Source organism: Actinomadura macrotermitis (assembly GCF_009604375.1).
Classification (GTDB): domain Bacteria; phylum Actinomycetota; class Actinomycetes; order Streptosporangiales; family Streptosporangiaceae; genus Spirillospora; species Spirillospora macrotermitis.
The window spans coordinates 632971-647820 of sequence record NZ_WEGH01000002.1 but is presented as its reverse complement, the minus strand read 5'-3'; the positions used below and the strand labels follow the sequence as shown (position 1 = coordinate 647820).

Here is a 14850-nt window from a genome sequence, read left to right as displayed (position 1 = left end):
GTCAGGCACCGCCCTTCGGCTTCTCGTCGTCCACGATCTCGGCGTCGACGACCTCGTCGTCGTTCTGCGGGCCCTGCGCGTCGGCGGTCGGGCCCTGGTCGCCGGCCGCGGCCGCGCCCTCGGGGTTCTGCGCGTACATCGCCGCGCCCATCTTCTGGCTGACCTGGGCGAGCTTCTCGGCGGAGGCCTTGATCGCGTCGGTGTCGGTGCCCTCCAGGGCCTGCTTCACCTCGGCGACGGCGCCCTCGACCTCGGACTTCAGCTCCGCGGGGACCTTCTCGTCGTTCTCGCGCAGGAACTTCTCGGTCGAGTAGGCCAGGGTGTCGGCCTGGTTGCGGACCTCGGCCTCCTCCTTGCGCCGGCGGTCCTCCTCGGCGTACTCCTCGGCGTCGCGCATCATCTTCTCGATGTCGTCCTTGGGCAGCGCCGAGCCGCCGGTGATGACCATCGACTGCTCGCGGCCGGTGCCCTGGTCCTTGGCCGAGACGTTGACGATGCCGTTGGCGTCGATGTCGAAGGTGACCTCGATCTGCGGGACGCCGCGCGGCGCCGGCGGCAGGCCGGTCAGCTGGAAGGTGCCGAGCTTCTTGTTGTAGGCGGCGATCTCGCGCTCGCCCTGGTAGACCTGGATCTCCACCGAGGGCTGGTTGTCGTCGGCGGTGGTGAAGGTCTCCGAGCGCTTGGTCGGGATCGTGGTGTTCCGCTCGATGATCTTGGTGAAGATGCCGCCCTTGGTCTCGATGCCGAGCGACAGCGGGGTCACGTCCAGCAGCAGGACGTCCTTGACCTCGCCCTTCAGCACGCCGGCCTGCAGCGAGGCGCCGATCGCGACGACCTCGTCGGGGTTGACGCCCTTGTTGGGCTCCTTGCCGCCGGTCAGCTCCTTGACCAGCTCCGACACCGCGGGCATGCGGGTCGAGCCGCCGACCAGGACGACCTGGTCGATGCCCGAGACCGAGATGCCGGCGTCCTTCAGGACGTTGTTGAACGGCGCCTTGGTGCGCTCGAGCAGGTCGGCGGTCAGGCGCTGGAACTCCGCCCGCGACAGCTTCTCGTCCAGGTGCAGCGGGCCCTCGGCCGAGGCGGTGATGTAGGGCAGGTTGATCTGGGTCTCGGTCGAGCTGGACAGCTCGATCTTGGCCTTCTCGGCCGCCTCGCGCAGCCGCTGCAGCGCCATCTTGTCCTTGGACAGGTCGACGCCGTTGGCGTTCTTGAACTTCTCCACCAGCCACTTGACGACGGCGTCGTCCCAGTCGTCGCCGCCCAGGTGGTTGTCGCCGGAGGTGGCCTTGACCTCGACCACGCCGTCGCCGACCTCCAGGAGGGACACGTCGAACGTGCCGCCGCCGAGGTCGAACACCAGGATGGTGGCCTCGTTCTCCTTCTCCAGGTGGTACGCCAGCGCGGCGGAGGTGGGCTCGTTGATGATGCGCAGGACGTTCAGGCCCGCGATCTGGCCGGCCTCCTTGGTGGCCTGGCGCTGGTGGTCGGAGAAGTAGGCCGGGACGGTGATGACCGCGTCGGTGACCTTCTCGCCCAGGTAGGCCTCGGCGTCGCGCTTGAGCTTCTGCAGCACGAACGCGCTGATCTGCTGCGGCGTGAAGTCCTTGCCGTCGACGGTGGTCTTCCAGTCGGTGCCCATCTCGCGCTTGACCGAACGGATCGTCCGGTCCACGTTGGTCACCGCCTGGCGCTTGGCGACCTCGCCCACCAGGACCTCGCCGTTCTTGGCGAAGGCGACGACGGACGGCGTGGTCCGCGACCCCTCCGCGTTGGCGATGACGGTGGGCTCGCCGCCCTCCAGGATCGCGACGACCGAGTTGGTCGTCCCGAGGTCGATGCCGACCGCACGTGCCATGTCTCTCGTCCTCCGTCGTTGCTCTTGCCTGTTCAGGTCCGGCCGCGATGCCCCCGAAGGCGCGCCCGGTCGTAGCTCTCTCTGCAGTACAGGGTGCCGTGGGCGGTTCCGGTTGTCAAATGACTTGAGTCCACCCGGCTCAACTTTGCTGATGTCCTCTACAACAGGACGTGTGAGTGCCCTATTCCGGTTCCCCGAACCGCGCCGTGCGCCGCAGAATCGGCTGCGGGGATGAGGGCGGCTCCGCCGCGCGGACGACCCGCGAAAGCGATCGGCGGTACCGGGTGATACCGGGGTGACCGCCGTCCGCGCCACGAAAGGCCGCCAATGACAGGGGAGCCACTCAACGGCGACTCACCCGTGCTGGAGAAGCCCGTGCCGGCACCGTCCCTGCACGACCCGGAGCGGTTCGCCGAGATCTTCGACGGGCACTTCGCCGAGATCCACCGCTACGCCGCCCGGCGCCTGGAGGACCGCGACGCCGCCTACGACGTCGCGTCCCAGACGTTCCTGGAGGCGTTCCGGGGCCGGCACCGCTTCGACGGGTCGCGCGGGACGGTGCGCAGCTGGCTGTACGGCATCGCCACCAACCTCATCGGCAAGCACCGCCGCACCGAGCAGCGCGCGCTCCGGGCCCGCGCCCGCCTCGGCGCCGCGCCGCCCGCCGAGGGCCACGCCGACCGGGTGAACGCGCGGGTGAGCGCGCAGGGCCTGCGCGGCGCGCTCGCGGGCGCGATCGCCGCGCTGCCGGACGGCGAGCGCGACGTGCTGCTGCTCGTCGCGCTCGCCGACCTCAGCCACGAGGAGGTGGCGGCCGCCCTGGCCATCCCCTACGGCACGGTGGGGTCCCGGTTGAGCCGGGCCAGGAAAAGGCTGCGTAAGGCGCTCGGCGGGACCAACCCGATGCTCGACCTGGAGGAAGACGATGGATGAGATCCGGATGGTCCGCGAGGCCTATGGCGAGCCCGCCCCGCCGACCCTGCGGGAGATGACCCGTGCGCGCGCGCTGTTCACCGATGAGGCGCCCCCGCGCCGGAGGCGGTGGCGGCTGAAGGCCGGGATCGGCCTGGTCGCGGTAGGAGCGGCGGCGTCCGTCGCCATCGCGCTCACCGGCCCCGGCGGCGGCGGAGGGACGCCCGGTGCCCCGCACGCCCAGGTCGACCTGGACCGCGAGGCCGTGCTGGCGGCGGCGTCCAAGGCCGAGCAGGTGCCCGCCGGCAAGTACTGGTACTCCGACCACATCACCGGGCAGTCCTACATCATGCGGACCAAGGCCGGCACGTACGCGATCGCCGGCGCGCATACCGAGTTCTTCCGCTGGGCCGGCGCCCGCAAGGGCATGGGCGAGGGGTTCTGGGGCCGTGACCTGCCCGCCCGGCCGCTCACCGCCGCGGACGAGGCGGTCTGGAAGCGCGACGGCTCCCCGAAGTCCTTCCGCGTCTGGTCCAACGACCACTACTACACCTACACGGCCGCGGCGACGGACTGGAAGGTGGACCGCCCGTCCGCGATCGGAGGCGGCACCTTCGGCCGGCTCACCACCCGGCAGGTCCATGACCTGCCGTCAGATCCCGCCGCCCTCGCCGCCAGGTTCCTGAAGCCGAAGCCGGGGGATGCCAAGGGGCTCGCCTTGAACACCCCGCGCCTCAAGGTCCTCACCGTCGGGACGCTGCTGGAGGAGCTGCCGGTGTCGCCCGCCGTCCGGGCCGGCCTGATGCGGGCCCTCGCCAGGCAGCCGGGGATCCACCCCATCGGCAAGGTCACCGACCTGCTCGGCCGGACCGGCGTCGCGCTCGCCTCCGACCCGGTCCGCAATACCGCCACCGGCGAGTTCGGCGCGCCGAAGGCCGAGCAGGGCACCTTCTCCAGCCGCGCGGTCATCGTCTTCGACCAGAAGACCGGGGCGCTGCTCGGGCAGCACGAGGAGCTGGTCGAGCCGGGCGGCCCGTACCGCGCCCAGCGGCCCGGGTTCGTCATCAACTACGTGCTGGTGCGCGGGCTCGGCTGGGCCGAAAGCCAGCCGAAGCCGCCGGCCAGGCTGCCGTTCTGATCCATCCTTGAGCGGGCCGTCCTTCGCGGGCGGCCCGCTTCCTCCATTTCCGGGGAAGGCGATCGCGCGAGCGGACAACAAGGGGTGACCATCGCCCAGCACAGCACCGTCACCACAAGGAGCCGCGCATGATCGCTCCCCCCGAGGCCCCGCCCGGCGACGCCGGGGTGATCGGGCGGTCGCGGGACGAGCCGGAGCTGTTCGGTGCGATCTTCGACGCCTATTTCGCCGAGATCCACCGCTACCTGGCCCGCCGCCTGGACGCGCACACCGCCGACGACCTGGCGGCCGAGACGTTCGCGGTGGCCTTCCGCGGCCGCGACCGCTACGACCTGTCCCGCCCGAACGCGCGGCCCTGGCTGTACGGGATCGCCACCAACCTGGCGGGCCGGCACCGCCGCGACGAGCGGCGCAAGCTGACCGCGCTCGCCCGGGTCGGCCCCGGCGCCGCCGCGGCCGGCCACGAGGACGCCGTGGCCGCCCGCGTCACCGCCGAGGGCGTGCGCGGCCCGCTCGCCCGCGCCGTCGCCGCGCTGCCCGCGGGCCAGCGCGACGTGCTGCTGCTCGTCGTGCTCGGCGGACTGTCCTACGAGGAGGTCGCGGTGGCGCTGGACGTCCCGTTCGGCACCGTCTCCTCGCGGCTGAACCGGGCCCGCAAGAAGCTGCGCAAGGCCCTCGGCGACACCGATCCGCTGCTCGACGACCAGGAAGGGGCCTCCCGATGAACGACCTCGACGCCGTCCGCGCGCTGTACCCGGAGGACCCGCCCGCGCCGTCCGCGCACACCGTCGCCGCCGCCCGGCTGCGGATGACCGCCGCAGCGCCGCCGCCCCGCCGCCGGTGGCGGCTGAAGGCCGGCCTCGGCCTGGTCGCCGCCGCCACGGCCGGGGCCGCCGCGCTCACCCTGCTCCCGTCCGGTGGCACCCCGAAGCCGCCCGGAACGGTGCTGTCTCCTCAGGCCCTCCTGCTGGCCGCCGCGACGAAGGCGGAGAAGGAACCGTCGAAGGGCGCGTACTGGTACACCAAGCGCATCGACGGCATGCAGAGGTTCCCGCTCGGCAAGGACTACCTCCTCGACCGCCGGGTCGAACGGGAGGTCTGGGCCCCCTCCTCCCCGAAGGAGTACTCCTGGGGCATCGAGCGGCTCCTCGGCATCAAGCCGGTCGACGAGGCCGCGTGGAAGCGCGACGGCTCGCCCCGCGAATGGAAGGTGCGGGGCGACGGCGACTTCCCGGCCGGGAGGGCCGGCTGCATCGGGCCCCTCGGTGAAGGCATGAACAGGTCCCTGACCGTCACGGCGTCACCGGGGGAGCGGTACGCCCTCCCCTGGGGTGCGCAGCCGGGCTGGTCGGGATACGCCGGCCACAGCTACTCCGTGGCCCAGCTGGCCGCGATGCCGGTCGATCCCGGCGCGCTCAAGGTCCGGCTGCTGAAGGACATGAAGCGCTTCGGCGACGGCATGACGGCCAGGGACCTCGACGCGTGGATCTTCGATCTCGGCATCAGGCTGCTGGTCGACCGGCCCGCGCCGTCCGCCCTCCGCGCCGCCGTCTACCGCATGCTGGCCGCGCTGCCCGGAGTGGCCGGGCGGGGCCGGGTCACCGACGCGCTCGGCCGGACGGGGCAGGCGATCGCGATGAGCCGCAACGCCGTGGAGACCCGGATCGTGGTGGACCCGGCGACGGGCCGCCTGCTGTCGACCGAGGAGGTCGCCCTGTACCCGGGCATCGAGCGGCGCAAGGGCCAGCTCCTTCGGTACGAGCTGATCCAGGAGGCGCGCTGGACCGCCCGGCGGCCCGCCCTGCCCGCCGAGCGCCGCAACCTCACCAAGGACGGCGTCCCGGTCAAGGAGGCCTGCAAGCGGTACGGGTCCTGACCGGGTCAGGTCCAGAACGACGCGGGCAGCGCCTCGATCTCGACCGCGGCCTGCTCGAAGTCGGCGGCGACCGACATCGGCACCGCACCGCCCATGCCGCGGATGATCGCGGCGTTCAGCCGGGCGCGGGCGGCGACCGTGGCCCCGAACGCGGCCCGGTCGCCCTCGTACCCGTAGGCGTCCAGCAGCAGGGCGAGGCGGCGGGAGCGCTCGTCGAAGGCGGTGAACCCGGTCGCCCGGACGACCCGGCGGGCGTGCAGCGGCACCCAGGTCAGCGCGGTGAACGCCAGGTCGAGCTCGCGTGAGGAGGGGCCCGCGGTGTCCCAGTCGACGAAGCCGACCAGGCCGTCGTCCCACACCGCGTTGTACGGCGAGGCGTCGTGGTGGCCGATGACCAGGCCGGGCCGCCACGGGCGTCCCGACAGCCAGACCGCGCCGTCCGGCGGGACGTACCCGGCGGTCGTGTCGTGCAGCCGCCGCAGCCACGCCCCGGCCTGCTCCAGCGCCTCGTCGGCGTGCGCCCAGCCCGGCCACGGGCGGCGCTCCCCGATCGTGTCGCCGTGCAGGTAGGTCAGGACCTCGCGGCCCTGCTCGTCGAAGCCGAGCACGCGGGGCGCGCCCTGGAACCCGGCCGCCTCCAGGTGGCGCAGCACGTCGTGGACGGCGGGCGTCCAGGGATGGGCGGGCCGGTGGACGGTGTCGCCGACGCGGACGCCGCCCACATGCCTGCCTCCCGGCAGGCGCTGTTCTTCCATGCCCTCTGTTGTACGCCGCTAGGCGGCGCAGAGCCCCAGGTTTTTCCGCTTGGCGACCAGGCGCTTGACGCCGAGCCGGTAGTCGCGGGCGTCCTTCTTGGCGAGGACGAGCCGCCATTCCCCCTGCTCCAGGGCGAACCGCCGCAACCTGCGGGTACCGGCCTGGACGGTGCGGACGGTCGCGGTGTCGCCCTTCACCCGCACGCTCGTGATCGTGTAGGGGGCGCCCTGGTGGAGGGGACGGCACCGCTTCAGCAGCCGCGTGTAGGCCTTCTGGGACATGAGGCGCTGACCTGCGGTGGTCCACAGGTTCCAGACCCCGGCGGCGTCGCCCGCCGCGTCGGCCTTCAGCAGCGCGGTGGCGGCGGCGCGCACCCGGTCCGCGCCGCGCGGGTTCACCGGCGTCACCGGCTCGGTGGTGAAGACCAGCCGGTCCCTGGTGCCCGCCGGCCGCTCCGGTGCCGCCATGTGGACCGCGACGCCGGAGAAGAAGGCGACCGCGCCGGCGGCGAAGAGGGCGATCATGGAGAGGTACAGCGCGCCGTCGTCGTGCTTCACGGCGAGCAGGATCACCGGCAGGCTCATCGCGATGAGGAAGGCCGCCGCGGTGACGAGCGCGGCGGTCCAGCCCGTGCCGCCCGCCGCCGCGGCGGCGAGCGGGACGAGCGCGGTGGCGGCCAGCACGCCGACGCCGGCGCGCGGCCGGGACCCGGCCGTCTTCCAGGCGAGCACGGCGCCCGCGAGCAGGGCCCCGCCCACCACCAGAAGAATCACATTCCGGATCTTAAGGGTGCAGTGCCCATATAGCGCGCCTTCCGCCACAGCATGCGCGCTTGTGCAGTGCGGCGTCCCGGGTTCTTTGTCCGCGGATGAGCCGTTCCGGGGGCTAGCCGAGCAGGTCCGCCGGGGACGTGCCGGGCTCGGACAGGGAGAGACCGAGCCCGGCCCGCTCCACCAGCCACCGGCTCGGCCGGTAGCGGGGGTCGCCGGTCGCCTCCTGCAGGCCGCGCAGCACGCCGAGCACGTTCCCGGCGCCCGCCTGGTCGCCCCACTCCAGCGGCCCGCGCGGGTAGCCGAGGCCGAGCCGCACCGCGGTGTCGATGTCGGCCGGGGACGCCAGCCGCTGCGCCGCGATCTCGCAGCCGACGTTGACGATCGAGGCGAGCAGCCGCTGCGCGACCGTCCCCGGCGCGTCCCGCACGACCGTCACCGCGCGGCCGGACGCGGCGAGCGCCGCCCACGCCGCCCGCCCCGCCGCCGGGTCCACGCCGGGGTGGACGGCCAGCGTCAGCCGGGTGAAGAAGCCGCCGAACGGGTCGACGCCGAGGGTCCGCTCCACCGGCAGCCCCGCGTCGCGCGCCGCGTCCAGCGCGCTGCGCCCCCACGGCGCGACCAGCGCGACGGCCTCCGCCGAGGGCCGCTCGCCCGACTCCACCTGGACGCCGTTCGTGCCGAGCAGCGCGCCGAGCGTCTCCCGCACGTCCTCGGCGATCCACACCGGGCGCGCCTCCACCTGCGGCGCGGCCGGCTCGGGCGGCACCTCCTGAGCGCCGTCCGCATAGCGGTAGAAGCCCTCGCCGGTCTTGCGGCCGAGCAGCCCCGCCTCCATCCGCGCCCGCGTGATCCGCGACGGGCGAAGGCGCGGCTCGTCGTAGAACCCGGCCCAGATGCTCTCCAGCACCGGGTGCGACACGTCCAGCCCGGTCAGGTCCATCAGCTCGAACGGGCCCATCTTCAGCCCGAGGACGTCGCGCGCGACGCGGTCCACGTCCACCGGCTCGGCCACGCCCTCCGCCAGCAGCTGCAGCGCCTCGGTGACCAGGCCGCGCCCGGCGTGGTTGACCAGGAAACCCGGCGTGTCCGCGGCCAGCACCGGCTCGTGCCCGAGCCGCCGCACCAGGTCCGCGAGCGCGCCCTGCAGCCACGGCGCCGTCCGCGCCCCCGGCACGACCTCCACCAGCCGCATCAGCGGCACCGGGTTGAAGAAGTGCAGGCCCGCGAGCCGGGACGGGTCGCGCAGCGCCGCGCCGATCGCGGTGACCGACAGCGAGCTGGTGTTGGTGGCCAGCACGGTGTGCGCGGGCGCGGCCTTCTCCAGCGCCGCGAACAGCTCCTGCTTGACGGCCAAGTCCTCCCGGACGGCCTCGATCACCAGGTCGCAGTCCTGCAGCGGCGTCAGCGGATCACCGACCGGGACCAGGCGCGTCTTGGCGTCCGCCGCGTCGGCCGGCGACATCCGCCCCTTGGCCGCCAGCCGGTCGAACATCGCGCCGATCTGCTCCACCGCCTGGACGACCGCGTCCATCCGGGCGTCGGCGAGCTCCACCCGCAGCCCGCCCGCCGCCGCCAGCTGCGCGATCCCGCGCCCCATCACCCCGGTCCCGATCACCCGGACCGCCGCCACCTGTTCCGCCCACTGCCGCATCGTCTCCACGCCCCTCATTCAACCGCCCGGACCGAGGGGGCATACCCTGCGGGCGACGCCCGACCCCGGAGGAGCACGATGCGCGACGTGGTGATCTGCGAACCCCTGCGTACCCCCATCGGCCGGTTCGGCGGCGCGCTGAAGGCCGTCACCCCGGCCGCGCTCGCCGCCACCGTGATCCGCGAGCTGCTGGCCCGCACCGGCCTGCCCGGCGACGCGGTCGGCGAGGTGATCCTCGGTCAGTGCAACCCCAGCTCCGACGCGCCCGCCATCGGCCGGGTCGCCGCCCTCGACGCGGGCCTGCCGGTCACCGTCGGCGGCGTCCAGCTGGACCGCCGCTGCGGCTCGGGGCTGCAGGCCGTGATCAACGCGGCCATGCAGGTCCAGACCGGCGTCGACGACCTGATCATCGCGGGCGGCGTGGAGAGCATGAGCAACGCGCCCTTCTACACGACCGACGCCCGCTGGGGCGTCCGCGGCCCGAGCCTGGAACTGCACGACGCCCTCGCCCGGGGCCGCGTCACCGCCGGCGGCGACCACCACCCCGTGCCCGGCGGGATGCTGGAGACCGCCGAGAACCTGCGCCGCGAGTACGGCATCGGCCGGGTGGAGCAGGACGAGGTCGCCGCCCGCTCGCACGAGCGCGCCGTCGCCGCGCAGCAGGCGGGCCGGTTCGCGGACGAGATCGTCCCCGTCACCATCGCGTCCCGCAAGGGCGACACGGTCGTGGACACCGACGAGCACCCGCGCCCCGGCACCACCGTGGAGACCCTCGCCGGGCTGCGCCCGATCCTCGGCAAGGCCGACCCCGAGGCGACCGTCACCGCCGGGAACGCCAGCGGCCAGAACGACGCCGCCGCGGTCTGCGTCGTCACCACCCCCGAGCGCGCCGCCGAGCTCGGCCTGAACCCGCTGGTCCGGCTGGTCTCCTGGGCGCACGCGGGCGTGCCGCCGCGCACGATGGGCATCGGCCCCGTCCCCGCGACGGCCAGGGCCCTGGCGGCGGCGGGCCTGTCCCTGGCCGACATCGACCTGATCGAGCTGAACGAGGCGTTCGCCGCGCAGGTCCTGGCCGTCACCCGCGAGTGGGACTTCAAGGACGCCGACTGGGACCGCACCAACGTCAACGGCTCCGGCATCTCCCTCGGCCACCCCGTCGGCGCCACCGGCGCCCGCATCCTCGCCACGCTCGCGCGCGAGATGCACCGCCGCGAGGCCCGCTACGGCCTGGAGACGATGTGCATCGGCGGCGGCCAGGGCCTCGCGGCGGTCTTCGAGCGGGTCTAGGGGCGCCAGGACGGGTCGCGGCCGGACAAGGCGACCAGTTCGTCCAGGGGCGTGGCGTCCGCCGGGACCTCCGCCCGCGGGCCGAACGGGCCGCCGGGTTCCCGCGCCTCGTCGGGCAGCCCCGCGTAAAGCTTCATGCAGGCTTCGATGTGGGCGGGCTCGGCCGTCCAGGGGCGGCCGGTGGCGCGGGCGACGTCCCAGCCGTGCACGACCAGCTCGTTCAGCGCGACGGTGGCGACGACGGCGCCGGGCAGGTCCAGACCGCCCGCCTGCGTCATGCCGTCCCAGGCGGCCGGGTCGCGCCACGCCTCGGCGAGGCCGTCCAGCCGCCCGGCGAACTCCTCGCGCCAGCCGGCGGGGAGCCGGGACGCGTCGCCGGGCCTCTCCTCCTTGGGCTCCTTGCGGGCGGAGTGAACGAGTGCCTGGCTCAGCCCGCCGACGTGGTCGATCAGGTCGCCGAGGGTGTAGCCGGGACAGGGGGTGGGGCCTTTGAGCTGCTCGTCGGTGACGTCCGCGAGCAGGCCGGCCACGGCGCGCGCCGCCGGGCCCAGATCGAATTCGGGTTCCATACGGGGGTAGACCGGTCCGGCGCGGGAAAGTCATCGCCGCAGGGTTAGGCAATACGTGAGCAAGCGCACATACCTCGGTTCGGTAACGTCCGGTACCGCACCGGTGACGGCATAAGCTACTGACGAGTAGTATTCGGCCCCCGGATGAAGAGCAGTCTGTCGCGCGCCCTACGCTGACAGCCAACGCCCGTACCTCAGGAGGACGGAACAGTGTTCCTGGCCACTTTGCTGATCGGCCTTGCCGGAACGGCGGTCGCGTTGGCGCTCGCCGGCAAGCGCGTGTTGTTCCTATGGAAGCTCTTCAAGAGCGGACAGCCCGATCCCGAGCGCGTGCTGCAGGTCAAGCGCGACCCCAAGGGTGACGTCGAAGGACAGGTGACCGAGGTCCTCGGGCAGCGCAAGCTGCTGAAATGGACCGTTGCCGGTCTCGCGCACGCCGCGGTGATGTGGGCGTTCTTCCTGCTGGCCACCGTCTACCTCGAGGCCGGCGTCGCGCTGCTGTTCGGGCTGGACAAGCACATCCCGTTCCTGCAGACCTGGGGCCCGATCGGCTTCGTCCAGGACACCATCGCGCTGCTGTGCGCGCTCGGCCTGATCGTGTTCGCGATCATCCGGTTCAAGGACTCGCCCAAGCGGCTGGACCGCAAGTCCCGCTTCAAGGGCTCGCACACCGGCGGCGCCTGGGTCATCCTCTTCATGATCTTCAACGTCGTGTGGACGATGTTCTTCTTCCGCGGCGTCGAGCGGGCCAACGGCAACCTGGCCTACGGCAAGGCGGCCTACTTCTCCTACCTGTCGGGCACCCCCTTCGAGGGCCTCAGCCACCACACGCTGGAGATCCTGGAGTCGGTCGGCCTGCTGGCCCACATCGGCGTCGCGCTGGTGTTCCTGGTCATCGTGGTGAACTCCAAGCACCTGCACATCTTCATCGCGCCGCTGAACGTCATGTTCAAGCGCCGCCCGAACGGCCTGGGCGCCGCGCAGCCGATGATGAGCAAGGGCAAGCCCCTCGACTTCGAGGAGGCCGACCCCGACGAGGACACCTTCGGCCGCGGCAAGATCGAGGACTTCACCTGGAAGGGCCTGCTGGACATGGCGACCTGCACCGAGTGCGGTCGCTGCCAGTCCCAGTGCCCGGCGTGGAACACCGGCAAGCCGCTGTCGCCCAAGATGGTCATCCTGGAGCTGCGCGACCACGCCTTCGCCAAGGCCCCCTACCTGATCGCCTCCGAGGAGGAGCGCGAGAAGTTCACCGACGAGCAGAAGCTCGAGATGCAGGTGGACAAGGAGCTGGTCGGCGAGAACGGCGTCATCCACCCCGACGTCCTGTGGTCCTGCACCAACTGCGGCGCCTGCGTCGAGCAGTGCCCGGTCGACATCGAGCACATCGACCACATCCTGGACATGCGCCGCTTCCAGGTCATGATCGAGTCCTCGTTCCCCTCCGAGGCCGGCGTCATGCTGAAGAACCTGGAGAACAAGGGCAACCCGTGGGGCATGTCGGAGTCCAAGCGCCTCGAGTGGGTCGAGGAAGTGGACTTCGAGGTCCCCGTCGTCGAGGACTCCCTGCCCGAGGGCACCGAGTACCTGTTCTGGGTCGGCTGCGCCGGCGCGCTGGAGGACCGGGCCAAGAAGACCACCAAGGCCGTCGCCGAGCTGCTGCACATCGCGGGCGTGAAGTTCGCGGTGCTGGGCGGCATGGAGGCCTGCACCGGTGACCCGGCCCGCCGCCTGGGCATGGAGTTCGTCTTCCAGATGCTCGGCCAGCAGAACGTGGAGACGCTGAACGAGGTCGGCGCCAAGAAGATCGTGGCGACCTGCCCGCACTGCTTCAACACCCTGGCCAACGAGTACCCGCAGATCGGCGGCGAGTACGAGGTCGTGCACCACACCCAGCTGCTGGCGCACCTGGTCGAGGAGGGCAAGCTCACCCCGGTCACCCCGATCGAGGAGAACATCACCTACCACGACCCCTGCTTCCTCGGCCGCCACAACAAGGTCTACAAGCAGCCGCGCGACATCATGGCCACCGTCCCGGGCGTCAAGACCCAGGAGATGCACCGCCACAAGGACCGCGGCTTCTGCTGCGGCGCCGGCGGCGCGCGCATGTGGATGGAAGAGCGCATCGGCAAGCGCATCAACACCGAGCGCGTGGACGAGGCGCTGGAGACCAACCCCGACACCGTCTCCACCGCCTGCCCGTTCTGCCTGGTGATGCTGGGCGACGCCATCAACGAGAAGAAGAACGAGGGCGCCGCCAAGGAGACCCTCGAGGTCGTCGACGTCTCCCAGCTCCTCATCCGCTCGGTCAAGGGTGAGGCGCCGAAGGAGCCCGTCGCCGCCGAGTAGCAACACCCTGTGGACGGCCCCGCTCCCGACGGAGCGGGGCCGTTCGCCGTCCCCGGCGGGTCAAGGGATCTCTAGGCCCTCATGGCCCGCCGCTGATCGCGCTTTCCCGGCGCGGCGGCCCGGCGCGCTGGTAGGACCGGGGAATGGCGCTGCTCCTGGCCGTCGTGGCCTTCCTGATGACGCTGACCGGCGGCCTGCTCGCCATGCGCGTGCGCGACCGCCGGCACCTGGTGCTCGGCCTGGCCGGCGGGCTGATCCTCGGCGTCGTCGCGTTCGACCTGCTGCCGGAGTCGCTGGAGATCTCCGATACCGAGCTGCTGCACGTCCCGCTGCCGATGATCGGGTTCGCCGCCGGGTTCCTGCTGCTGCACCTGGTGGAGCAGGCGGCGGCGCTGCACCAGGGGCACGAGGGCGAGTACGCGCCGCACACCCACGCGCACGGCTCGGCCGGGGGGCGGGTCGGCATCCTGGCGGCGTGCGCGCTGGTCGGGCACAGCCTCGTGGACGGCCTCAGCATCGGCCTGGGCTTCCAGGCCGACGCCCGGTCCGGGATCGTCGTGGCGATGGCGGTGATCGTGCACGACCTCGCCGACGGGTTCAACACCTTCACCGCCGCGTCGCTGAACCGCAGCGACCAGCGGCCCGCGCGGATCCTGCTGCTGCTGGACGCGCTCGCCCCGATCGCGGGCGCGGGGATCGCGCTGCTGGTGCCGGTGCCGAAGGCCGTCCTCGGCCCCTACCTGGGGTTCTTCGCGGGCGTCCTGCTCTACCTGGCGGCCGCCGAGATCCTGCCGGAGGCGCACAGCCCGCACCCGCGCGTCCTCACGCTGTGCCTGACGGGGGCCGGGCTGCTGACGGTCTTCGCCGTCGTCGCCCTCTCGCACTGAGCGGTCAGGGTTTGCGGCCCACCGCGCCGTACTGCGCCACCTCGTCCGGGACGCCGCCCTCGGGCCGCCACCGCGAGCACGACACCAGCCCCGGCTCGACCAGCTCGACGCCGTGCAGCAGCCCGGCGATCTGCGCGCCGGTGCGGGCCCGGATCGGCGGCTCGGCGTTGCGGTTCCAGAAGTCCATCGCCTGGACGTTGTGCTCGCCGCCGAGCTCCAGCGTCGGGTGGGTGAGCACCAGGTAGGAGCCGGACGGCACCGCCTCGACCAGGCGGTCCACGACGCGGTGGGCCTCGGCGTCGTCCAGCAGGAAGTTGACGATGCCGAGCATCATGATCGCGATCGGCCGCGCGAAGTCCAGGGTGCGGGCCGCCTCGCGCAGGATCGTGCCGGGGTCGCGGGCGTCGGCCTGCACGTAGGCGGTGGCGCCCTCGGGGGTGCTGGTCAGCAGGGCGCGCGCCTGCCGCAGCACCAGCGGGTCGTGGTCGACGTAGACCACCCGCACGTCCGGGGCGATGCGCTGGGCGACCTCGTGGACGTTGTCGGCGGTGGGCAGGCCGGTGCCGATGTCCAGGAACTGCCGGATGCCGGCCTCGCCCGCCAGGAACCGCACCGCGCGGCCGAGGAAGGCCCGGTCGGCGCGGGCCACCCGCACGATGCTCGGATACATCTGGAAGACCCGGTCGCCGACGGCGCGGTCGGCGGGGAAGTTGTCCTTGCCGCCGAGCCAGTGGTTCCAGACCCGGGCGTTGTGGGCGGTGCCGGGGTCGACCGGCGGTCCCTCGCTGCTCATG

Annotated in this window: 13 protein-coding genes; 7 read left to right on the top strand and 6 right to left on the bottom strand. The window is 72.7% G+C overall.

What is annotated here, in order from left to right; translation table 11 throughout:
- Position 1 precedes the first annotated feature (1 nt).
- Positions 2–1858, bottom strand: a complete 1857-nt coding sequence (gene dnaK, locus ACRB68_RS14880) for a molecular chaperone DnaK (protein WP_153533069.1) — start codon at positions 1856–1858, stop codon at positions 2–4.
- Positions 1859–2233: 375 nt separating this feature from the next.
- On the opposite strand from dnaK, the gene ACRB68_RS14875 reads away from it, so the two are divergent.
- The 4 genes from ACRB68_RS14875 (at position 2234) to ACRB68_RS14860 (ending at position 5784) form a co-directional block, all read left to right on the top strand.
- Positions 2234–2791 (top strand): RNA polymerase sigma factor, encoded by a 558-nt coding sequence (locus tag ACRB68_RS14875; RefSeq protein ID WP_328594218.1) that lies wholly within the window; start codon positions 2234–2236, stop codon positions 2789–2791.
- Positions 2784–3908, top strand: coding sequence for a CU044_5270 family protein (locus ACRB68_RS14870; RefSeq protein WP_153533067.1), 1125 nt, complete (start codon positions 2784–2786; stop codon positions 3906–3908). The genes ACRB68_RS14875 and ACRB68_RS14870 overlap by 8 nt, the downstream gene beginning before the upstream one ends.
- A gap of 128 nt (positions 3909–4036) precedes the next feature.
- Positions 4037–4633, top strand: coding sequence for an RNA polymerase sigma factor (locus tag ACRB68_RS14865; RefSeq protein ID WP_153533066.1), 597 nt, complete (start codon positions 4037–4039; stop codon positions 4631–4633).
- Positions 4630–5784, top strand: a complete 1155-nt coding sequence (locus ACRB68_RS14860; protein ID WP_153533065.1) for a CU044_5270 family protein — start codon at positions 4630–4632, stop codon at positions 5782–5784. Before ACRB68_RS14865 ends, ACRB68_RS14860 begins: the two co-directional genes overlap by 4 nt.
- Positions 5785–5789: 5 nt before the next feature.
- Here ACRB68_RS14860 and ACRB68_RS14855 read toward each other — a convergent pair whose 3' ends face one another.
- The 3 genes from ACRB68_RS14855 to ACRB68_RS14845 form a co-directional block, all read right to left on the bottom strand.
- Positions 5790–6539, bottom strand: a complete 750-nt coding sequence (locus ACRB68_RS14855; RefSeq protein ID WP_153533064.1) for a phosphotransferase — start codon at positions 6537–6539, stop codon at positions 5790–5792.
- An 18-nt stretch (positions 6540–6557) separates the two neighbouring features.
- Positions 6558–7313 (bottom strand): hypothetical protein, encoded by a 756-nt coding sequence (locus ACRB68_RS14850; RefSeq protein ID WP_153533063.1) that lies wholly within the window; start codon positions 7311–7313, stop codon positions 6558–6560.
- A 112-nt stretch (positions 7314–7425) separates the two neighbouring features.
- Complete coding sequence (locus ACRB68_RS14845) at positions 7426–8964, bottom strand: 3-hydroxyacyl-CoA dehydrogenase (protein ID WP_153534849.1); 1539 nt, start codon at positions 8962–8964, stop codon at positions 7426–7428.
- 78 nt (positions 8965–9042) lie between these two features.
- On the opposite strand from ACRB68_RS14845, the gene ACRB68_RS14840 reads away from it, so the two are divergent.
- Positions 9043–10251, top strand: a complete 1209-nt coding sequence (locus ACRB68_RS14840) for an acetyl-CoA C-acetyltransferase (RefSeq protein ID WP_153533062.1) — start codon at positions 9043–9045, stop codon at positions 10249–10251.
- Here ACRB68_RS14840 and ACRB68_RS14835 read toward each other — a convergent pair.
- The gene (locus ACRB68_RS14835) at positions 10248–10820 is read right to left on the bottom strand and encodes a TIGR03086 family metal-binding protein (protein ID WP_153533061.1); all 573 of its coding nucleotides are present in this window, start codon (positions 10818–10820) and stop codon (positions 10248–10250) included. The two genes, ACRB68_RS14840 and ACRB68_RS14835, sit on opposite strands and share 4 nt — an antisense overlap.
- A 210-nt stretch (positions 10821–11030) precedes the next feature.
- Between ACRB68_RS14835 and ACRB68_RS14830 the strand changes: the two genes are divergently transcribed.
- On the top strand, positions 11031–13169 hold the full coding sequence (locus ACRB68_RS14830) for a (Fe-S)-binding protein (protein ID WP_328594217.1): 2139 nt from the start codon (positions 11031–11033) through the stop codon (positions 13167–13169).
- 143 nt (positions 13170–13312) lie between these two features.
- Positions 13313–14056, top strand: a complete 744-nt coding sequence (locus ACRB68_RS14825) for a ZIP family metal transporter (protein WP_153533060.1) — start codon at positions 13313–13315, stop codon at positions 14054–14056.
- A 4-nt stretch (positions 14057–14060) separates the two neighbouring features.
- Here the strand turns inward: ACRB68_RS14825 and ACRB68_RS14820 are convergent, their stop codons facing one another.
- The gene (locus tag ACRB68_RS14820; protein WP_207709700.1) at positions 14061–14849 is read right to left on the bottom strand and encodes an SAM-dependent methyltransferase; all 789 of its coding nucleotides are present in this window, start codon (positions 14847–14849) and stop codon (positions 14061–14063) included.
- Position 14850: the final 1 nt, after the last annotated feature.